The sequence below is a fragment of the Bacillus changyiensis genome (assembly GCF_027706145.1).
Lineage (GTDB): Bacteria > Bacillota > Bacilli > Bacillales > Bacillaceae > Bacillus > Bacillus changyiensis.
Map to the genome: position 1 here is coordinate 15,855 of NZ_JAQFWW010000008.1, position 20,837 is coordinate 36,691.

Sequence of the window (20,837 nt, forward strand, 5' to 3'; positions counted from 1 at the left end):
TGATTCACCTAGATTTTTGTCAGTATATCAAAACCTGTCTCCGTTATCGCAATTGTATGTTCAAAATGAGCACACTTTTTCCCGTCCACTGTGACAACCGTCCAGTTATCAGCCAATGTTTTCACATAGCGGCTACCAGCGTTAACCATTGGTTCAATGGCCAAAACCATACCAGGCTTTAACCGGGGACCTTTGTTTGGGGGCCCATAATGAGGAATCTGTGGATCTTCATGCAGATCTTGCCCGACTCCATGACCAACATATTCCCTTACAATTGAAAAATGCTGGCTTTCAACATACGTTTGCACAGCGTGAGAAATATTCGACAAACGCTCTCCTGGTTTTGCTTCCTGCAAGCCTCTATATAAAGACTCTTCTGTCACTTCCAGCAGTTTTTGATCATCATCACTGATCTTCCCTACCGGATAAGTCCATGCAGAGTCGCCATGATAACCGTTTAGCTTCGCACCAATATCAATGCTGATGATGTCTCCGTCAAGTAGCTTTCGGCTCCCTGGAATACCATGAACCAGCTCTTCATTGACTGAGACACAAATGCTCCCACGAAAACCATTATATCCTTTAAAAGATGGGATTGCACCTTGCTTTTTAATAAAGCGTTCGGCAATTTGATCCAATTCTTTTGTTGAGATACCAGGTTTAATATGTTTTTTAAGCTCTCGATGAGTTAAAGCAACAATACGACCTGCTTCCCGCATAATTTCGATTTCTCTGGGAGTTTTACAAATAATCATTTGTTCAGGCCTCCAAGAAGCTCCTTAATATCACTGTAAACATCATTGATATGCTTTTGCCCATCAATATTTACAAGATAGCCTTTATCAGTGTAAAAATCGAGTAAAGGTTGGGTTTGCTTCATGTTGACCTCAAGTCTTGTGGATACAGTAGCCTCATTATCATCTTCACGCTGATAAAGTTCTCCTCCACATTTATCGCATACATTGTCTTTTGTAGGCGGATTGAAGACCAAATGATAAGTTGCACCGCAATTTTTACAAATTCTGCGTCCAGTCAAACGTTCCATCAATGCATCTTTATCGACTTGAATGTGAATAACATGATCAATCGACTTTCCTAGGTCTTTCAGAATTTCCTCAAGTGCTTCTGCTTGAGCAACTGTTCTCGGAAATCCGTCCAGAAGAAAACCTCGTTCACAATCATTCTTGCCAAGTCTCTCCCTGACAATACCAATCGTTACTTTATCAGGAACGAGCTCACCTTTATCAATGTATGACTTCGCTTCAAGCCCCAAATCCGTTTCTTCTTTCATCGCAGTGCGGAACATATCGCCTGTTGAAATATGAGGTATCTCAAAATCATCAACAATCCGTTCAGCCTGTGTTCCTTTACCGGCTCCAGGCAGTCCCATTAAGACTAAGTTCATTTCGGATTCCCCGTCCTCTCTATTTTAGAGGGAATGGGCACATCCCAGTTCCCCTAATGCTTCATAAATCCACGATAGTTTCGTTTCACCAGCTGGCTTTCAAGCTGCTTCATCGTTTCAAGTGCAACACCGACAACGATTAGCAAACTTGTTCCTCCAATTTTTGCAGAAGCAGGCAGTCCGGCAAAATTAACGAACAATACAGGAAGAATGGCGATTACAGCCAAGAAAATGGAGCCGACAAACGTAAGTCGATACAAAATGCTCGTAATTTTTTCTTGAGTCATTTTCCCTGGACGAACTCCCGGAATATAGCCACCTTGTTTTTTAAGATTATCGGCCATTTGTTCAGGGTTTACCTGGACAAATGCATAGAAGTAGGTAAAGGCAATAATTAATGCCGCATAAACGCACATTCCGATTGGATGCGTATAATCAAACGTTTTTTGAATCCAGTTTGTTACATCATTTTGACCAAAGAACGTTGCAACTGTCCGAGGGGTCATAATAAATGCAACAGCAAAGATAACTGGAATAACACCCGCTGGATTAACTTTGAGTGGTAAATGTGTTGATTGAGCACCAGGAACAGGTGAACGGGCATTGCCTTTTGCATATTGAATTGCAATTTTTCTTACTGCTTCTTGGATAAAAATAACTCCAACGACAATTGCCAAAATCACAACCAATATGATGATAACTTTTACGATTTGTAGGAACAGCTGGTCTCCAACATTTTCAAACTGCTGCGCGTACATTTGGTTAACCGTCTGTGGAATGCCGGCAACAATCCCAGCAAAAATGATGATGGAGATTCCGTTGCCAACTCCATGAGAGGTAATTTGTTCGCCAAGCCACATTAGAAAAGCAGTTCCAGCAGTTAATACAATTGCAATTGTCAAGTAAGTCCCTAGCCCCGTGTCTTCGATTAACGAGCCACCAGCCATGTTGTTAAAACCGTATGACATTGCTAACGCTTGGATAAATCCAAGTACAATTGTGAAGTACCTTGTAAACTGAGCCAGTTTTCGACGACCAACTTCCCCTTGCTTTGACCATTCCGTAAACTTCGGCACAACATCCATCTGTAAAAGTTGGATAATGATTGAAGCCGTAATGTAAGGCATAATTCCCATTGCGAGAATTGAGAAGTTAAATAATGCTCCGCCGCCAAACGTATTAAGAACTCCAAACACACTCATTTGATCCTGTGCCTTTAAAACATCTGTATTTACACCGGGCACAGGAATGAATGAACCGAGACGAAAGACGATAAGCATTAGAAGTGTGAAGATAATCTTATTCCGAATATCCTTCACACGCATAAAATTGGAGATTGTCTTAAACAAAATTAGATCACCTCAGCTGTACCGCCAGCAGCCTCAATTGCTTGTTTAGCAGAAGCGGAGAATTTGTTGGCTTTAACAGTTAACTTTGTTTCTAACTTTCCATCGCCAAGAATTTTTACTCCAGATTTCAACTTGCTAATTACACCTGTTTCTAATAGAAGTTCAGGAGTAACTTCTGTTCCCTCTGCAAAGCTGTTGAGTTTATCTACGTTGACTACAGCAAAATCCTTACGGTTAATGTTTGTAAAACCGCGTTTAGGAAGACGTTGGAATAAAGGCATTTGTCCACCCTCGAATCCAGGACGTACGCCGCCACCAGAACGAGCGTTTTGACCTTTATGACCTCTTCCAGCTGTTTTGCCGTTACCAGAACCAATACCACGACCTACGCGGTTGCGCGTTTTACGTGAACCTTCTGCAGGCTTTAATTCATGAAGTTTCATTAGGACACCTCCTTAGCCTATCGTTTATTTTATTGTTCTTTAACAGAAACTAAATGAGATACTTTGTTAATCATACCACGGATTGCAGCATTATCTTCATGGACAACAGTTTGGTTTGTTTTCTTTAAACCAAGTGTTCTCACTGTGATACGCTGATCTTCCGGACGACCGATTACACTGCGCTTGAGGGTAATTTCTAATTTAGCCATTATGTTCCCTCCTTATCCTAACAGTTCTTCTACAGATTTTCCACGAAGCTTCGCAACATCCTCAGCGCGTTTAAGCTCGGTTAATCCTTGAATTGTTGCACGGATCATGTTGATCGGTGTGTTAGAACCTAAAGATTTAGAAAGGATATCAGAAACACCTGCAAGCTCAAGTACCGCACGTACAGGGCCTCCGGCGATAACTCCCGTACCTTCAGAAGCCGGTTTTAACAAGATGTTACCTGCACCGAAACGTCCGATAATTTCATGTGGAATTGTAGTTCCAACCATTGGTACTTCAATCAAATTCTTTTTCGCATCTTCAACAGCTTTACGGATCGCTTCTGGTACTTCTTGAGCTTTACCAGTCCCAAATCCGACGTGACCGTTTTTGTCACCGACAACAACAAGAGCTGCGAAACGGAAACGACGACCACCTTTAACAACTTTCGCTACGCGGTTAACGGTAACTAAGCGTTCTTCTAACTCTAATTTGCTTGGGTCAATACGACGCATATTCATATGTCCCTCCTTTTTTTATTAAAATTCTAATCCTGCCTCACGTGCTGCATCAGCTAATGCTTTTACACGTCCATGGTAAAGGTATCCTCCGCGGTCAAAAACAACATTTGTAATACCTTTTTCAGAAGCGCGTTTTGCAACAAGTTCTCCAACTTTTGCAGCCGCAGACGTATCGCCACTGTTCTCGGCGTTAAAGTCTTTATCAAGAGTAGATGCACTCACAAGTGTAACACCGTTTGCGTCATCGATTACTTGTGCGTAAATATGTTTGTTTGAACGAAAAACATTTAGACGAGGTCTTTCAGCGGTTCCTGAAAGCTTCGCACGAACACGAGCGTGTCTTTTAAGACGAGCGGCATTCTTGCTTGTTTTCGTAATCATCTGGGTCACTCCTTTCTCACTTTAAGCGGTTTTACTTAGCAGATTTACCTTCTTTACGACGAACCATTTCTCCTTCATAGCGGATTCCTTTACCTTTATAAGGCTCTGGAGAACGTACAGCGCGAATGTTTGCAGCAGTAGCTCCAACACGTTCTTTATCTGTACCTTTCACAACCACTTTTGTTTGAGATGGAACTTCGATTTCGATTCCTTGTTCAGGAACGATTTCTACTGGATGTGAGTATCCAACGTTTAGAACGAGTTTGTTTCCGGATTTAGAAGCACGGTAACCGACACCAACTAATTCCAAACCTCTTTCAAAACCTTTAGATACACCTTCAACCATGTTTCCGATGATACTGCGAGTTGTGCCATGTAGAGCACGATGTTCTTTATTATCAGAAGGACGTTCTACAGTTAGTACATTGTCCTCAATTTTAATGTTCATATCAGGATGAAACGTACGAGTTAATTCTCCTTTTGGTCCTTTCACGGTTACAGTACTGTCATTCAATGTGACTGTAACACCTGAAGGAATCTCAAGTAGCTTCTTACCTACACGAGACATACCAAACACCTCCATTCATGTTAAACTTCTTACCAAACGTATGCTAATACTTCTCCGCCAGCTTGTTTAGCGCGAGCTTCTTTATCAGTTAACACACCTTGTGATGTAGAAAGAATTGCAATTCCAAGTCCATTTAGTACGCGAGGTACTTCATTTGACTTAGCATAAACGCGCAGACCAGGCTTGCTGATTCTTTTAAGGCCAGTGATGACACGCTCGTTGTTTTGACCGTATTTCAAGAAAACACGGATGATGCCTTGTTTGTTATCTTCAACGAATTCTACGTCACGGATGAAACCTTCACGTTTCAAGATTTCAGCAATTTCTCTTTTCAATTTAGAAGCAGGGATTTCAAGCTTCTCATGACGTACCATATTTGCATTACGAATACGAGTCAGCATATCTGCAATCGGATCTGTCATAACCATTATTTATTAACCTCCTTCCCATTAACGGGGATTACCAGCTGGCTTTTTTAACGCCAGGAATTTGTCCTTTATATGCAAGTTCACGGAAACAAATACGGCAAAGTTTAAACTTACGAATAACAGAGTGCGGACGTCCACAGCGTTCGCAACGAGTGTACTCTTGTACTTTAAACTTCGGTGTGCGTTTTTGTTTCGCAATCATAGACTTTTTAGCCACGATTTCGCCTCCCTTTCATTGATTATTTCTGGAATGGCATACCTAATTGAGTCAGTAGTTCACGAGCTTCTTCATCCGTATTGGCAGTCGTAACAATAACGATATCCATACCGCGAACTTTACTTACTTTATCATAGTCAATTTCAGGGAAGATGAGCTGTTCTTTAATACCTAGTGTGTAGTTTCCACGTCCATCAAAAGACTTCTTAGAAATTCCGCGGAAGTCACGGACACGCGGTAAAGAAACAGAGATCAGTTTATCAAGGAAATCATACATGCGTTCTCCACGAAGTGTTACTTTCGCACCGATCGGCATTCCTTCACGAAGACGGAATCCAGCAATAGACTTCTTCGCACGAGTAACGACAGGTTTCTGACCTGCGATAAACGTTAATTCTTCAACAGCGCTATCAATCGCTTTAGCATTTTGAACAGCGTCACCAACACCCATGTTGATTACGATTTTTTCAATTTTAGGCACTTGCATTACAGATTTGTAGTTAAACTTAGACATTAATGCAGGTGTAATTTCTTTATTGTACTTATCTTTAAGGCGGTTCATGAGATATAGACCTCCCTTCCTTTAATACTATTTATCTAGAACTTGCCCAGATTTTTTTGCAATACGAACTTTCTTTCCATTTTCTACTTTGTATCCTACGCGAGTCACTTCACCTGTTTTAGGATCGAGCGGCATTACGTTTGACACATGAATTGGCGCCTCTTGGTTTAAGATTCCACCTTGTGGATTCGTTTGTGTTGGCTTAGCATGTTTTTTAACCATGTTGACACCCTCAACAAGGACACGGTCTTTTTTAGGGAAAGCAGCAAGGATAACTCCTTGTTTCCCTTTATCTTTACCAGAGATAACCATTACTTTATCGCCTTTTTTTACATGCATCCTGATCGCACCTCCTTAAGTCCGGCATTGATATCATTAAAGTACTTCTGGAGCTAGAGAAACAATTTTCATAAAGTTGTTATCGCGAAGTTCACGAGCTACAGGTCCGAAGATACGAGTTCCACGTGGACTTTTATCATCACGGATGATCACACATGCATTCTCATCGAAGCTGATATAAGATCCGTCACTTCTGCGCGCTCCGCTTTTTGTACGAACGATGACAGCCTTCACGACCTCACCTTTTTTGACAACGCCTCCTGGTGTTGCTTGTTTAACCGTGCAAACAATGACATCACCAATGTTAGCTGTTTTACGTCCGGAACCACCAAGCACTTTGATTGTTAATACTTCACGTGCTCCAGAGTTGTCAGCTACTTTTAAACGAGTCTCTTGTTGAATCATTATTTGTTACCTCCCTTCGGAAAAGAAGTTTCCGAACTTTATTAGATAATAACAGCTTCTTCGACAACTTCAACTAGACGAAAACGTTTAGTCGCAGATAATGGACGAGTCTCCATGATCTTTACGATGTCTCCGATTTTAGCTTGATTATTTTCATCATGTGCTTTAAATTTTTTGGAATACTTTACGCGTTTACCGTAAAGAGAGTGTTTTTTGTAAGTTTCAACAACAACAGTGATGGTTTTATCCATTTTATCAGAAACAACACGCCCTTGGTAAACTTTGCGCTGATTGCGTTCGCTCATATTCTTCTAGAACCTCCCTCCAGAATTATTTGTTGGCAGCAATTTCTCTTTCCCGAATCACAGTTTTCATGCGCGCGATAGACTTGCGCACTTCACGAATGCGAGCAGTATTTTCAAGTTGTCCTGTCGCTAATTGAAAGCGAAGATTGAAAAGTTCTTCTTTAAGAGACTTTACTTTTTGTTCAATTTCAGCAGTGGTAAGGTCACGAATTTCATTAGCTTTCATTTGATTCACCACCAATTTCTTCACGTTTTACGAACTTTGTTTTAATTGGTAATTTGTGAGATGCAAGACGAAGAGCTTCACGAGCAACTTCCTCAGACACACCAGAAATTTCAAATAAAACTTTGCCCGGTTTGACAACAGCTACCCATCCTTCTGGAGCACCTTTACCGGATCCCATCCGTACCTCCAAAGGTTTAGCTGTGTATGGCTTAGAAGGGAAAATTTTAATCCAAACTTTACCGCCACGTTTCATGTAACGAGTCATCGCAATACGAGCTGCTTCAATTTGGCGGTTTGTAATCCAAGAAGCTTCTAGTGCTTGGATACCGTATTCACCAAAATGTACTTCAGTGCCGCCCTTTGCACGACCACGCATCTTACCACGATGCTCTCTGCGATATTTAACGCGTTTTGGCAATAACATATTATTTTCCTCCTTCCTCAGTTTTCTTCTTAGCAGGAAGAACCTCTCCACGATAGATCCAAACTTTTACGCCAAGCTTACCGTAAGTCGTATCAGCTTCAGATGTAGCGTAATCGATGTCAGCACGCAATGTGTGCAATGGAACAGTTCCTTCACTGTAGTATTCAGAACGAGCAATATCAGCTCCACCAAGACGACCGGATACCATTGTTTTCACACCTTGTGCTCCAGCGCGCATTGTGCGTTGAATTTGTTGTTTTTGCGCACGACGGAATGAAATACGGTTTTCCAATTGACGAGCGATATTATCTGCAACTAGCTGAGCGTCAAGATCAGCTTTTTTAATTTCAAGAATGTTAATGTGTACACGCTTGCCAGTTAGGCTGTTAAGAGCTTTACGAAGCGCTTCTACTTCAGAACCGCCTTTTCCGATAACCATACCAGGCTTAGCTGTATGGACCGTAATATTTACACGGTTTGCCGCACGTTCAATTTCCACTTTAGAAACAGAAGCGTCTGACAGGCGTTGATTAATGAATTCACGAATTTTTAGATCTTCGTGAAGGAATTTAGCGTAGTCTTTGCCAGCATACCACTTAGATTCCCAATCACGTATAATCCCAATACGAAGACCGACTGGATTTACCTTTTGACCCAAGAGTTATCCCTCCTTCTTTTCTGATACAACGATTGTAATGTGGCTCGTACGTTTGTTGATTTGGCTTGCACGCCCCATAGCACGCGGACGGAATCTTTTTAACGTAGGGCCTTCGTTCACATAAGCTTGAGTAACCACTAGGCTGTTAGCATCCATTTCATAGTTATGCTCAGCGTTAGCGATAGCAGATTTTAAAACTTTTTCAATAATCGGGGAAGCAGCTTTTGGCGTGTGGTTTAAGATTGAAACTGCTTCACCTACTTGCTTGCCTCGAATCAGGTCCATTACTAGACGTGCCTTACGAGGAGCAATCCGGACTGTTCTTGCGACAGCTTTAGCTTGTTGCATTTAAAAGCCTCCTCTCATTAGCGTCTTGTTTTTTTGTCATCACTAGCATGACCTTTGTAAGTACGAGTTGGTGCAAACTCACCCAACTTATGACCTACCATATCTTCAGAAATGTAAACCGGCACATGTTTGCGTCCATCATAAACCGCAATTGTGTGTCCAACAAATTGTGGGAAAATAGTAGAACGGCGTGACCAAGTTTTCACAACTTGTTTTTTGTCCGTTTCATTTAATTTCTCGATTTTTACCATCAAGTGATCATCGACAAATGGTCCTTTTTTTAAGCTGCGAGCCATTTTGGAACCTCCCTTCGCGATTGCACTACGGTCCTATTTGAACCGTAGACAACCTCGTTATTTATTTTTACGACGACGTACAATGAATTTATCAGATTTGTTGTTTTTCTTACGCGTTTTGAATCCAAGAGTTGGTTTACCCCATGGAGACATCGGTGATTTACGTCCGATTGGAGCGCGACCTTCACCACCACCGTGAGGGTGATCATTAGGGTTCATAACAGAACCGCGAACTGTAGGGCGAATACCTTTCCAGCGAGAGCGTCCTGCTTTACCAATATTGATCAGTTCATGTTGTTCATTACCTACTTGACCGATTGTAGCGCGACAAGCAGAAAGAATCATCCGAACTTCACCAGAGTTAAGACGCACAAGAACGTATTTACCTTCCTTACCAAGAACTTGCGCAGATGTTCCAGCTGAACGTACAAGCTGGCCACCTTTTCCAGGTTTCAACTCAATGTTGTGCACAACTGTACCAACTGGAATGTTGATAAGTGGAAGTGCGTTACCTACTTTAATGTCAGCTTCTGGTCCTGACATAATTTCAGTGCCTACTTGAAGCTCTTTTGGAGCTAAGATGTAGCGTTTTTCTCCATCTACATAGTTAATTAAAGCAATGTTAGCTGAACGGTTTGGATCGTACTCAACTGTAGCAACGCGTCCAGGTATACCATCTTTATCGCGTTTGAAGTCGATAATACGGTATTGGCGTTTATGTCCGCCGCCTTGATGACGTACAGTCAATTTACCTTGGTTGTTGCGTCCGCCTTTTTTATGAAGCGGGGCAAGCAGTGACTTTTCCGGCTGATCTGTCGTGATTTCAGCGAAATCAGAAGATGTCATGCCTCGACGTCCGTTAGAGGTCGGTTTGTACTTTTTAATCGCCATTGTAATTTCCCTCCTTTTTGTTACAAATCATTAAGCTTCAAAAATTTCGATTTCTTTGCTGTCTGCAGTAAGTTTAACAATCGCTTTTCTGCGTTTGTTTGTCATACCAGAGTAGCGGCCGACACGTTTGAATTTTCCTTTGTAGTTCATAATGTTGACTTTTTCAACCTTCACTCCAAAGATCTGTTCAACTGCATCTTTCACTTCTGTTTTATTAGCTCTTACGTCTACATCAAACGTATACTTTTTTTCAGTCATTAACTCAGCAGAACGTTCAGTAATGACGGGGCGCTTAAGAACATCACGAGGATCTTTCATTATGCAAGCACCTCCTCTACTTTTTCAACCGCTGCTTTTGTCATCACAAGTTTATCGTGAGCGACAACATCAAGCACATTGACTCCGTTAGCTTCAACAACTGTCACTCCAGGAATGTTACGAGCTGACAATGCAACTGTTTCATTTTCATCTGCAGTTACGATTAAAGCTTTTTTCTCGATAGACAGTCCTTTAAGGATAGCTACCATTTCTTTTGTTTTAACTGCATCAAAAGTTAAATCCTCTAGAACGATCAAGTTGTTTTCAGTTACTTTAGAAGACAATGCAGATTTGATTGCCAAGCGGCGAACTTTTTTCGGTAATTTATAAGAATAGCTGCGTGGTGTAGGACCGAATACGATACCACCTCCGCGCCATTGCGGTGAACGGATTGATCCTTGACGAGCACGTCCAGTACCCTTCTGACGCCAAGGTTTGCGACCTCCGCCACGAACTTCAGAACGATTTTTAACCTTGTGAGTTCCTTGTCGCAAGGAAGCTCTTTGCATTAGAATAGCGTCGAATACAACACTCTCATTTGGCTCAATTCCAAATACAGAGTCGTTTAATTCGATGTCACCAGTAGTAGAACCGTTTTGGTTATATAATGCTACTTTTGGCATAATCCATTTCCTCCTTTCCTAAGAGAGTTATTTAGATTTAACAGCACTTTTAATAGTGACTAGTGATTTTCTTGCACCAGGAACGTTTCCTTTAATTAAAAGAAGATTGCGTTCAGCATCTACTTTTACAATTTCAAGGTTTTGAACAGTGATTTGCTCTCCGCCCATACGTCCAGGAAGTAGTTTACCTTTAAATACACGGTTAGGATCTACCGGACCCATTGAACCAGGACGACGATGGTAGCGAGAACCGTGGGACATAGGTCCGCGTGATTGTCCGTGGCGTTTAATCGCACCTTGGAAACCTTTACCTTTCGATGTTCCTGTTACATCAACAATTTCTCCATTTGAGAAAATATCAACTTTGACTTCCTGACCAACTTCATACGCAGCCATATCCACTCCGCGTATTTCTTTAACGAAGCGCTTAGGTGCAGTTTCCGCTTTAGCAACGTGGCCTTTTTCCGGTTTATTGGCAAGCTTCTCACGCTTGTCGTCAAAACCGATCTGAATTGCTTCATAACCTTCGTTTTCAGCTGATTTCTTTTGAAGTACAACGTTAGCTGCAGCTTCAATAACAGTTACCGGAATAAGATCACCGTTTTCTGCAAAAACTTGCGTCATACCAATTTTTCTTCCTAAGATTCCTTTGGTCATTCGTCACACCTCCTATTAAGATCACTCTATATTTTTTTCATTAAAGTTTAATTTCGATATCGACACCAGATGGTAAGTCTAAACGCATTAATGCATCGACAGTTTGCGGTGTTGGGTTTACAATGTCGATTAAACGTTTATGTGTACGCATTTCAAATTGCTCACGAGAATCTTTGTATTTATGAACTGCACGAAGAATCGTGTATACAGACTTTTCAGTCGGCAATGGAATCGGACCAGATACACTGGCACCTGAACGCTTTGCAGTTTCAACAATCTTCTCAGCAGATTGATCAAGGATTCTATGATCATAAGCTTTTAAACGAATACGAATTTTTTGTTTTGCCATTATTTTCCCTCCTTTTCGCCTACTTACATTAGACAATTCTCCGTGAGAAAAACCTGAATCACCTTGCCATGGCAAAGCGGCCGGGTGTGTCAGCAACCTCTCACTTCATCGCAGTCAAAGACCAACATGCACTATTATACAAAAATTCTAGGCATGTTGCAAGGTAATATAAAAGATTACGTCATTTGCACACTTTTTTTATTATACAGATTCAAACGAAGTTAATCAAGGATTAATCTACCCATATCAAAAAAAACAAAAATCACTAAAAAAACGAGACCCAGTGGATCTCGTTTTTTATTAAGTATTATTCAGTGATAGTCGTAACAACGCCTGATCCAACAGTACGTCCGCCTTCACGGATAGAGAAGCGAGTACCATCTTCGATCGCGATTGTAGAGATCAATTCAACAGTCATTTCGATATTGTCTCCAGGCATAACCATTTCTACACCTTCAGGAAGCTGAATGATACCAGTTACATCAGTTGTACGGAAGTAGAACTGAGGACGGTAGTTTGAGAAGAATGGAGTATGACGTCCACCTTCTTCTTTTGAAAGAACATAAACTTCAGCTTTGAATTTTTGGTGTGGAGTGATTGTACCAGGTTGAGCAAGTACTTGACCACGTTGGATATCTTCACGAGCTACACCGCGAAGAAGTGCACCGATGTTGTCTCCAGCTTCAGCATAATCAAGAAGCTTACGGAACATTTCAACACCTGTAACAGTTGTTTTCTTGTTTTCTTCTTGAAGACCGATGATTTCTACTTCATCACCGACTTTAACTTGGCCACGTTCTACACGTCCTGTAGCAACTGTTCCACGACCAGTGATTGAGAATACGTCCTCAACTGGCATCATGAATGGTTTGTCAGTTTCGCGTTCTGGAGTTGGGATGTAATCGTCAACTGCAGCCATCAATTCAAGAATTTTCTCTTCGTATTGAGCGTCACCTTCAAGAGCTTTAAGAGCAGAACCTTTGATAACTGGTACATCATCACCAGGGAACTCATACTCAGAAAGAAGATCGCGAACTTCCATTTCTACTAATTCAAGAAGCTCTTCATCGTCTACCATGTCGCATTTGTTTAAGAATACAACGATGTAAGGTACACCTACGTTACGAGAAAGAAGAATGTGCTCACGAGTTTGTGGCATTGGGCCATCAGCAGCAGAAACTACAAGAATAGCTCCGTCCATTTGCGCAGCACCTGTGATCATGTTTTTAACATAGTCAGCGTGTCCTGGGCAGTCAACGTGTGCATAGTGACGAGTGTCAGTTTCATATTCAACGTGTGCAGTTGAGATTGTGATTCCGCGCTCACGTTCTTCTGGTGCACCATCGATTTGATCATATGCACGAGCTTCTGCTTTACCTGTTTTAGAAAGAACAGTTGTAATAGCAGCTGTTAATGTAGTTTTACCATGGTCAACGTGTCCAATTGTACCAATATTGGCATGTGATTTGGAACGGTCAAATTTTTCTTTAGCCATTCTGAAAATCCTCCTTAAAAAGGTTATTTTATAATATAGAGTGATAGAAAGTGAAATCGTAATTCCACTTTCTGATCTTACAATAGTAGTTATACTTTAATGCAGCGGCAAAATCAATTATTCGCCTTTATTTTTTTTGATGATTTCTTCTGAAATACTCTTCGGCACTTCTTCATAATGATCCATGTGCATTGTGAACGTACCGCGTCCTTGTGTGTTAGAACGAAGAGCAGTAGCGTAACCAAACATTTCAGAAAGAGGAACCATCGCGCGAACGACTTGGGCATTACCGCGAGCTTCCATACCTTCGACACGGCCGCGTCGAGATGTGATGTCACCCATGATATCTCCCATATATTCTTCTGGAATAACCACTTCAACTTTCATGATTGGTTCAAGAAGAACAGGATTACATTTGCTGACTGCATTTTTCAATGCCATAGAAGCAGCGACTTTAAACGCCATTTCGTTAGAGTCAACATCATGGTAAGATCCATCAAAAAGTTTCGCTTTAATATCGATCAGCGGGAATCCAGCTAAAACACCGTTTTGAAGTGAGTCTTCAAGACCCGCTTGAACAGCCGGAATGTATTCGCGTGGAACAACCCCTCCGACAATCGCATTTTCAAATTCAAAGCCAGCGCCTTCTTCATTTGGTTCAAATTCGATCCAAACGTGTCCGAACTGACCGCGTCCACCTGATTGACGTACAAATTTACCTTCAACTTTTGCACCGGAACGGAATGTTTCACGGTACGCAACTTGAGGTGCACCAACATTTGCTTCAACCTTAAATTCGCGCTTCATCCGGTCAACAATGATATCAAGGTGAAGTTCACCCATACCAGAAATGATCGTCTGACCCGTTTCTGGATCAGTTTGGGCACGGAAAGTTGGATCTTCTTCAGCAAGTTTAGCTAAAGCAACACCCATCTTATCTTGGTCAGCTTTTGATTTTGGTTCGATTGCAACGTCGATAACCGGTTCAGGGAATTCCATTGATTCAAGAATCACAAGATTCTTTTCGTCACAAAGAGTATCCCCAGTAGATGTATCCTTCAGACCAACAGCTGCCGCGATATCCCCAGCGTAAACTGTAGAGATTTCTTGTCGGCTGTTGGCATGCATTTGTAGAATACGACCGACACGCTCACGTTTGCCTTTAGAAGAGTTTTTCACATATGAACCTGACTCAAGTGTCCCAGAATACACACGGAAGAACGTCAACTTACCAACGTAAGGGTCTGTCATTACTTTAAATGCAAGTGCTGAGAATGGCTCATCATCAGAAGATTCGCGTACGAGTTCTTCATCAGAGTCAGGAACAATACCTTTGATTGCAGGTACATCAGTTGGCGCAGGTAAGTAATCAAGAACTGCGTCAAGTACCAGCTGAACACCTTTGTTTTTGAATGCAGAACCAGCAAGAACTGGATAGAACTCTACATTCAATGTACCTTTACGAATACCAGCTTTCAGCTCATCAACAGTGATTTCTTCACCTTCAAGATATTTTTCCATCAGCTCTTCATCAAGCTCAGCAACGGCTTCAATTAAGCTGCTACGTAGCTCTTCAGCTTTTTCTTTATACTCATCAGGAATTTCTTTCGCTTCTGAACGAGTACCAAGATCATCTTCATAGAAATAAGCGACATTTTCTACAAGGTCAATAACCCCTTCAAAATGGTCTTCAGCACCAATCGGCAATTGGATTGCATGTGCATTCGCTTGAAGGCGATCTCTTAAAGTACTTACAGAGTAAAGGAAATCAGCACCGATTTTGTCCATTTTGTTGACAAATACGATACGAGGTACTCCATAAGTTGTTGCCTGACGCCAAACGGTTTCCGTTTGCGGTTCAACACCGGACTGTGCGTCAAGGACAGCAACAGCACCGTCAAGCACACGAAGTGAACGTTCAACTTCAACAGTGAAGTCTACGTGTCCTGGTGTGTCGATAATGTTTACTCGGTATCCTTTCCATTGTGCAGTTGTCGCAGCAGATGTAATCGTGATACCACGTTCTTGCTCCTGTTCCATCCAGTCCATTTGGGAAGCCCCTTCATGAGTTTCACCAATTTTGTGGATACGGCCAGTATAGAACAAGATACGTTCGGTTGTAGTCGTTTTACCGGCATCGATATGAGCCATGATTCCGATATTACGTGTTTTTTCTAAGGAGAACTCTCTTGCCATTGGGTCTTTTCTCCTTCCTTCTTAGGGAATAATTTTTTTTCGCGTAAGATTACCAACGATAGTGAGCGAATGCTTTGTTAGCTTCTGCCATCTTATGCGTATCTTCACGTTTCTTAACAGCAGCACCAGTATTGTTAGCTGCATCAAGAATTTCGTTAGCTAGACGCTCTTCCATTGTCTTTTCTCCACGAAGACGAGCGTAATTCACTAACCAGCGAAGTCCAAGAGTCGTACGACGATCAGGACGTACTTCTACAGGCACTTGGTAGTTCGCACCACCTACACGACGTGCTTTAACTTCAAGTACTGGCATGATGTTTTTCAATGCTTGTTCGAAAACCTCCATTGCATCGTTGCCGGTACGTTCTTTAATGATATCGAATGACTTGTATAGGATTGTTTGAGCTTTACCTTTTTTACCGTCGATCATCATTTTGTTGATCAAACGAGTTACAAGCTTAGAATTATAAAGTGGATCAGGTAAAACGTCTCTTTTTGCTACAGGACCTTTACGAGGCATCTGATTATCCTCCCTTCTTTTGTATACGGGCTTTAAGCAGATGAGTTTCTCGCTCTTATAACCGCCAAAAGGGTGAACAACCGCAAGACGCGGAAGTCCGATGCCTTTAAACAGCTTTGCCAGAATTTCTTGCTTTAAAAACCCTTTTTGGTTTTATTTAAGCTTAATCATTATTTTTTCTTAGGACGTTTTGTACCATACTTAGAACGACCTTGTGCACGGTTTTCAACACCGGCAGTATCAAGTGCACCACGTACAATGTGGTAGCGTACACCTGGTAAGTCTTTAACACGTCCGCCACGGATTAGTACAACACTGTGCTCTTGCAGGTTGTGTCCGATACCCGGAATGTAGGCAGTAACCTCAATTCCATTTGTTAGGCGCACACGGGCATATTTACGAAGCGCTGAGTTTGGCTTCTTAGGTGTCATTGTACCAACACGTGTACATACCCCGCGTTTTTGTGGTGAAGATACATTAGTGTGCTCTTTCTTGAAACTGTTGTATCCTTTGTTAAGTGCAGGAGACTTAGAAGTTTCCACTTTGTTCACGCGTCCCTTGCGTATTAACTGATTAATTGTAGGCATGTTGAATCTCCTCCTTTCATTACGTTTTATAATCCACATACCCAGGTGGTTCATTTTAATGCAAAAAACAATGTCTTTGCAAACAAGCAAAAACAACAAGTACGTTATTGAATAATGGCAACAGTTGCTGCTCCTACCTCAATTCCGCAGGCCTTGCCGAGCTTTTTCATAGACTCTGCCATTGCAACCGGAACACCATGTTCATTTGCCAGAGTAATGACCTGAGTTGTCAGACTAGGGTCCGCATCTTTTGCTACGACAACTTCCTTTACTGAATCGCGTTTGAGCGCTTTAACTGTCTGCTTCGTACCGATAATAACAGATTGTGCCTGTGATACTTTATCATAAGACATCAGATATCCTCCAAAGTAACAGGTTAACTTGAGCACCTTGATTATATTATCATCCTAAAAGAAGGATGTCAACACAGTGTGACCATTTTTAGACATCCTTCTTTAGGAGATTTTAATTTTTATTCTGTAGGAACCATTTCCTCGGAAGGGTTTGCTTGTTTGATCGGCTTTACTTTGCGGTAATTCAGCATACCCGTTCCCGCTGGAACAAGTTTCCCGATAATAACATTCTCTTTCAGACCGAGTAGTTCATCGCGTTTTCCTTTAATCGCTGCATCTGTCAAGACACGCGTTGTCTCTTGGAATGAAGCAGCAGACAAGAAGGAGTCTGTTTCAAGCGATGCTTTTGTAATACCAAGTATTACAGGACGGCCTGTCGCAGGTCTTTTTCCTTCAAGCAACACTTTTTTGTTTGCTTGTGTAAACTGGTGAATGTCCAGGAGTGTTCCAGGTAACACGTCTGTGTCACCGGCATCGATAACCCGTACTTTGCGGAGCATCTGACGAACCATTACCTCGACGTGTTTATCACCAATTTCAACACCTTGCATCCGGTAAACCTTTTGCACTTCATGTAGCAGATATTCTTGAACTGTGGTGATATCCGTTACTTTCAAAAGTTCTTTCGGATCAACTGAACCTTCAGTTAGCACCTGTCCGCGGGAAATTTTGTCACCTTCAGATACTTTAAGACGGGAATTGTAAGGAGCCGTATATGAACGACTTTCTACTTCCCCTTGAACGACGACTTCCTGCTGTTTGTCACGGACTTCGTTAATTTCAGCTATAACACCGTCAATTTCAGAAATTGTCGCCTGACCTTTCGGATTACGGGCTTCAAATAGTTCCTGAATACGCGGTAAACCTTGGGTAATATCGTCTCCAGCAACCCCGCCTGTATGGAAGGTCCGCATCGTTAACTGTGTACCAGGTTCACCAATTGATTGGGCTGCAATGATTCCGACTGCTTCACCAACTTCAACATCTGTACCAGTCGCTAGATTGCGGCCATAGCATCGTTTACATACACCATGTGATGTATTACATGTAAATGCGGAGCGAATCCAGACCTCTTCTATGCCTGCCTCAACAATTTCCAGCGCTTTGTCTTCATCAATCAGTTCATTCTCTTTAACAAGAATTTCCCCTGTTTCAGGATGTTTAATAGGTTTTCTTGCAAAACGACCAATCAGTCGCTCTTCAAGGCGTTCGATCACTTCTGTGCCTTCTGTAATAGCCTTTGCCAAAATACCTCTATCCGTACCACAATCTGTCTCACGGATAATAACATCTTGAGCTACGTCAACAAGACGGCGAGTCAAGTAACCTGAGTCAGCAGTCTTCAACGCTGTATCGGCAAGACCTTTACGAGCTCCGTGCGTTGAAATAAAGTATTCTAGCACTGTTAAACCTTCTCGGAAACTCGATTTAATTGGAAGTTCGATAATCCGACCTGCCGGGTTGGCCATTAGACCACGCATACCTGCAAGTTGTGTAAAGTTTGATGCATTACCCCGTGCTCCAGAGTCACTCATCATGTAGATCGGGTTCACTTCATCCAACGATTTCATCAACTTACCTTGGATCGTATCTTTCGCCGCACTCCAAATGGAAATGACACGTTCATAACGTTCTTCTTCTGTAATCAGACCACGTCTGAATTGTTTCAGAACGTTATCAACTTTCCCTTGGGCTTCTTCAAGAATTCTCTGTTTATCATCCAGAACCACGATGTCAGAAACGCCGACGGTAATTCCAGCTTTTGTAGAGAATTTAAAACCAAGATTCTTCATGCGGTCAAGCATTTTTGATGTTTCAGTGATGTGGAATCTTTTGAATATCTCCGCAATAATTTTACCTAAAATGCCTTTTTTAAATGGGGCATTAACTTCTTGTGCTTGAATTGCAGCTCTCACATCTACACCATAGTCTACGAAGAAACGATCAGGTGTTTTTTCCTCAATATTACTCTTTGTCGGCTCATTCATATACGGGAATGATGGCGGAAGAATTTCATTGAAGATCAACTTTCCTACAGTTGTAATGAGCAACTTAGAACGCTGTTCTTCAGTGAATGTTTCATTCTTCAAAGAATTAACTGCAACAGCGACTCTCGTATGCAAATGCACATACCCGTTTTGATAGGCCAACAACGCTTCATCTGTATCTTTGAAAATCATACCTTCCCCGACTGCACCAGGGCGCTCTAATGTTAAGTAATAATTTCCAAGTACCATATCCTGTGATGGCGTAACAACCGGTTTTCCATCTTTAGGATTGAGAATATTTTGTGCAGCAAGCATAAGAATACGCGCTTCCGCTTGTGCTTCGGCTGATAAAGGAACGTGTACCGCCATTTGGTCACCGTCAAAGTCTGCATTGTATGCTGTACAAACAAGCGGGTGAAGACGGATGGCACGGCCTTCAACAAGTGTTGGCTCAAATGCCTGAATTCCCAATCTGTGAAGCGTAGGGGCACGGTTTAGAAGTACCGGATGCTCTTTAATAACCGATTCAAGAACATCCCAAACCTCTGGTTGAACACGTTCGATTTTACGCTTCGCGCTCTTTATGTTATGGGCAAGACCTTTTTCAACCAACTCTTTCATGACGAAAGGCTTGAAAAGTTCCAAAGCCATCTCTTTCGGTAGTCCACACTGGTACATTTTCAGGTTCGGACCAACAACGATAACAGAACGACCTGAGTAGTCAACACGTTTCCCGAGTAGATTTTGACGGAAACGACCTTGTTTACCTTTCAACATATGTGAAAGTGATTTCAACGGTCTATTACCTGGTCCCGTAACAGGACGACCTCTGCGCCCATTATCAATTAATGCATCGACTGCTTCTTGAAGCATACGTTTTTCGTTTTGCACAATGATACTTGGAGCTCCAAGATCAAGAAGACGTTTTAAGCGATTGTTACGGTTAATGACACGGCGGTAAAGATCGTTTAAATCAGATGTTGCAAAACGACCACCGTCAAGCTGTACCATCGGTCTCAGTTCAGGAGGAATAACCGGAAGAACATCAAGGATCATCCAAGATGGTTTGTTTCCGGAATTACGGAAAGCCTCCAACACTTCAAGTCGTTTGATCGCCCGTGTCCGTCGCTGTCCTTGAGACGTTTTAAGCTCTTCTTTAAGTGCATCTACTTCTTTTACAAGATCGATATCTTGAAGAAGTTTATGAATCGCTTCTGCACCCATAGAAGCTTGAAACTTGCTTCCGTATTTATCAAGATATGCCCGGTATTCCTTTTCAGACAACAGCTGCTTCTTTTCAAGCGGCGTGTTTGCCGGGTCTGTTACCACATAGGAAGCAAAATAGATCACTTCTTCTAAAGCACGAGGAGACATATCTAGCACAAGACCCATACGGCTTGGTATTCCTTTAAAATACCAAATATGAGAAACTGGAGCCGCCAACTCAATATGTCCCATTCTTTCTCGTCGGACTTTAGCCCGCGTTACTTCAACTCCACAACGGTCACAAACTACGCCTTTATAACGAACTCGCTTGTACTTTCCGCAATGGCATTCCCAGTCCTTTTGAGGACCGAAAATGCGCTCACAGAACAGACCATCTTTTTCAGGTTTCAAAGTACGATAGTTGATTGTTTCAGGCTTTTTCACTTCTCCATAAGACCATGAACGGATTTTATCAGGTGAAGCGAGACCGATGTTCATGTACTCAAAATTGTTCACATCTAGCAAGGGGCCTACCTCCCTTTTTTCTTCGGGTTATACCCTGTCACTTGCAC

At 42.0% G+C, this 20,837-nt stretch carries 30 protein-coding genes; all 30 read right to left on the reverse strand.

The annotated features are described in order from the left end of the window. Positions 1-8: 8 nt before the first annotated feature. A complete protein-coding gene (map, locus tag PDT38_RS17650) occupies positions 9-755 on the reverse strand; it encodes a type I methionyl aminopeptidase (RefSeq protein ID WP_270803406.1) in 747 nt (248 codons plus the stop codon). After that, positions 752-1,405: an adenylate kinase gene (locus PDT38_RS17655; protein WP_270803407.1), complete on the reverse strand. Its 654-nt coding sequence runs from the start codon at positions 1,403-1,405 to the stop codon at positions 752-754. The genes map and PDT38_RS17655 overlap by 4 nt, the downstream gene beginning before the upstream one ends. Before the next feature lie 53 nt (positions 1,406-1,458). Then, positions 1,459-2,754, reverse strand: a complete 1,296-nt coding sequence (gene secY, locus PDT38_RS17660) for a preprotein translocase subunit SecY (RefSeq protein WP_270803408.1) — start codon at positions 2,752-2,754, stop codon at positions 1,459-1,461. 2 nt (positions 2,755-2,756) lie between these two features. Next, positions 2,757-3,197, reverse strand: a complete 441-nt coding sequence (rplO, locus tag PDT38_RS17665; RefSeq protein WP_172292357.1) for a 50S ribosomal protein L15 — start codon at positions 3,195-3,197, stop codon at positions 2,757-2,759. Between the two features lie 29 nt (positions 3,198-3,226). Beyond that, the gene (rpmD, locus tag PDT38_RS17670) at positions 3,227-3,406 is read right to left on the reverse strand and encodes a 50S ribosomal protein L30 (protein WP_006640333.1); all 180 of its coding nucleotides are present in this window, start codon (positions 3,404-3,406) and stop codon (positions 3,227-3,229) included. A gap of 12 nt (positions 3,407-3,418) precedes the next feature. Next, positions 3,419-3,919 (reverse strand): 30S ribosomal protein S5, encoded by a 501-nt coding sequence (gene rpsE / locus PDT38_RS17675; RefSeq protein WP_270803445.1) that lies wholly within the window; start codon positions 3,917-3,919, stop codon positions 3,419-3,421. A gap of 24 nt (positions 3,920-3,943) precedes the next feature. Next, the gene (gene rplR / locus PDT38_RS17680) at positions 3,944-4,306 is read right to left on the reverse strand and encodes a 50S ribosomal protein L18 (RefSeq protein WP_270803409.1); all 363 of its coding nucleotides are present in this window, start codon (positions 4,304-4,306) and stop codon (positions 3,944-3,946) included. A gap of 31 nt (positions 4,307-4,337) precedes the next feature. Beyond that, positions 4,338-4,874: a 50S ribosomal protein L6 gene (gene rplF / locus PDT38_RS17685; protein WP_270803410.1), complete on the reverse strand. Its 537-nt coding sequence runs from the start codon at positions 4,872-4,874 to the stop codon at positions 4,338-4,340. A gap of 29 nt (positions 4,875-4,903) precedes the next feature. Then, positions 4,904-5,302, reverse strand: a complete 399-nt coding sequence (gene rpsH / locus PDT38_RS17690) for a 30S ribosomal protein S8 (protein WP_172292349.1) — start codon at positions 5,300-5,302, stop codon at positions 4,904-4,906. A gap of 31 nt (positions 5,303-5,333) precedes the next feature. Next, the gene (gene rpsN / locus PDT38_RS17695; protein WP_003178353.1) at positions 5,334-5,519 is read right to left on the reverse strand and encodes a 30S ribosomal protein S14; all 186 of its coding nucleotides are present in this window, start codon (positions 5,517-5,519) and stop codon (positions 5,334-5,336) included. Between the two features lie 22 nt (positions 5,520-5,541). Continuing rightward, complete coding sequence (gene rplE, locus PDT38_RS17700) at positions 5,542-6,081, reverse strand: 50S ribosomal protein L5 (protein ID WP_270803411.1); 540 nt, start codon at positions 6,079-6,081, stop codon at positions 5,542-5,544. Positions 6,082-6,108: 27 nt separating this feature from the next. After that, positions 6,109-6,420, reverse strand: a complete 312-nt coding sequence (rplX, locus tag PDT38_RS17705) for a 50S ribosomal protein L24 (RefSeq protein ID WP_270803412.1) — start codon at positions 6,418-6,420, stop codon at positions 6,109-6,111. 36 nt (positions 6,421-6,456) lie between these two features. Next, positions 6,457-6,825 carry a 50S ribosomal protein L14 gene (rplN, locus tag PDT38_RS17710; RefSeq protein WP_172292343.1) on the reverse strand — a complete coding sequence of 123 codons (369 nt, stop codon included), beginning with the start codon at positions 6,823-6,825 and terminating at the stop codon, positions 6,457-6,459. A gap of 41 nt (positions 6,826-6,866) precedes the next feature. Then, positions 6,867-7,130: a 30S ribosomal protein S17 gene (gene rpsQ, locus PDT38_RS17715; RefSeq protein WP_003178345.1), complete on the reverse strand. Its 264-nt coding sequence runs from the start codon at positions 7,128-7,130 to the stop codon at positions 6,867-6,869. A gap of 25 nt (positions 7,131-7,155) precedes the next feature. Further along, positions 7,156-7,356 (reverse strand): 50S ribosomal protein L29, encoded by a 201-nt coding sequence (rpmC, locus tag PDT38_RS17720; RefSeq protein ID WP_003178343.1) that lies wholly within the window; start codon positions 7,354-7,356, stop codon positions 7,156-7,158. Then, complete coding sequence (rplP, locus tag PDT38_RS17725) at positions 7,346-7,780, reverse strand: 50S ribosomal protein L16 (protein WP_003156478.1); 435 nt, start codon at positions 7,778-7,780, stop codon at positions 7,346-7,348. The genes rpmC and rplP overlap by 11 nt, the downstream gene beginning before the upstream one ends. A gap of 1 nt (position 7,781) precedes the next feature. Next, complete coding sequence (gene rpsC, locus PDT38_RS17730) at positions 7,782-8,438, reverse strand: 30S ribosomal protein S3 (protein ID WP_270803413.1); 657 nt, start codon at positions 8,436-8,438, stop codon at positions 7,782-7,784. Between the two features lie 3 nt (positions 8,439-8,441). Next, positions 8,442-8,786, reverse strand: coding sequence for a 50S ribosomal protein L22 (rplV, locus tag PDT38_RS17735; protein ID WP_026586064.1), 345 nt, complete (start codon positions 8,784-8,786; stop codon positions 8,442-8,444). Between the two features lie 17 nt (positions 8,787-8,803). After that, the gene (rpsS, locus tag PDT38_RS17740) at positions 8,804-9,082 is read right to left on the reverse strand and encodes a 30S ribosomal protein S19 (protein WP_270803414.1); all 279 of its coding nucleotides are present in this window, start codon (positions 9,080-9,082) and stop codon (positions 8,804-8,806) included. 57 nt (positions 9,083-9,139) lie between these two features. Further along, a complete protein-coding gene (rplB, locus tag PDT38_RS17745; protein ID WP_270803415.1) occupies positions 9,140-9,973 on the reverse strand; it encodes a 50S ribosomal protein L2 in 834 nt (277 codons plus the stop codon). 30 nt (positions 9,974-10,003) lie between these two features. Next, entirely contained in the window at positions 10,004-10,291 is a 288-nt protein-coding gene (gene rplW, locus PDT38_RS17750; RefSeq protein ID WP_172292331.1) for a 50S ribosomal protein L23, read from the reverse strand. Then, on the reverse strand, positions 10,291-10,914 hold the full coding sequence (rplD, locus tag PDT38_RS17755) for a 50S ribosomal protein L4 (RefSeq protein WP_270803416.1): 624 nt from the start codon (positions 10,912-10,914) through the stop codon (positions 10,291-10,293). The genes rplW and rplD overlap by 1 nt, the downstream gene beginning before the upstream one ends. 27 nt (positions 10,915-10,941) lie before the next feature. Further along, the gene (gene rplC, locus PDT38_RS17760; protein WP_270803417.1) at positions 10,942-11,571 is read right to left on the reverse strand and encodes a 50S ribosomal protein L3; all 630 of its coding nucleotides are present in this window, start codon (positions 11,569-11,571) and stop codon (positions 10,942-10,944) included. A gap of 40 nt (positions 11,572-11,611) precedes the next feature. Further along, positions 11,612-11,920, reverse strand: coding sequence for a 30S ribosomal protein S10 (gene rpsJ / locus PDT38_RS17765; RefSeq protein WP_003156464.1), 309 nt, complete (start codon positions 11,918-11,920; stop codon positions 11,612-11,614). A gap of 307 nt (positions 11,921-12,227) precedes the next feature. Continuing rightward, positions 12,228-13,415: an elongation factor Tu gene (gene tuf / locus PDT38_RS17770; RefSeq protein ID WP_172292325.1), complete on the reverse strand. Its 1,188-nt coding sequence runs from the start codon at positions 13,413-13,415 to the stop codon at positions 12,228-12,230. 117 nt (positions 13,416-13,532) lie between these two features. Beyond that, entirely contained in the window at positions 13,533-15,611 is a 2,079-nt protein-coding gene (fusA, locus tag PDT38_RS17775; protein WP_270803418.1) for an elongation factor G, read from the reverse strand. A gap of 49 nt (positions 15,612-15,660) precedes the next feature. After that, positions 15,661-16,131 carry a 30S ribosomal protein S7 gene (gene rpsG, locus PDT38_RS17780; RefSeq protein WP_172292321.1) on the reverse strand — a complete coding sequence of 157 codons (471 nt, stop codon included), beginning with the start codon at positions 16,129-16,131 and terminating at the stop codon, positions 15,661-15,663. 170 nt (positions 16,132-16,301) lie between these two features. Continuing rightward, positions 16,302-16,718, reverse strand: a complete 417-nt coding sequence (gene rpsL / locus PDT38_RS17785) for a 30S ribosomal protein S12 (RefSeq protein ID WP_270803419.1) — start codon at positions 16,716-16,718, stop codon at positions 16,302-16,304. 104 nt (positions 16,719-16,822) lie between these two features. After that, positions 16,823-17,071: a 50S ribosomal protein L7ae-like protein gene (locus PDT38_RS17790; RefSeq protein WP_270803420.1), complete on the reverse strand. Its 249-nt coding sequence runs from the start codon at positions 17,069-17,071 to the stop codon at positions 16,823-16,825. Positions 17,072-17,190: 119 nt separating this feature from the next. After that, positions 17,191-20,790 carry a DNA-directed RNA polymerase subunit beta' gene (gene rpoC / locus PDT38_RS17795; RefSeq protein WP_270803421.1) on the reverse strand — a complete coding sequence of 1,200 codons (3,600 nt, stop codon included), beginning with the start codon at positions 20,788-20,790 and terminating at the stop codon, positions 17,191-17,193. Positions 20,791-20,837: the final 47 nt, after the last annotated feature.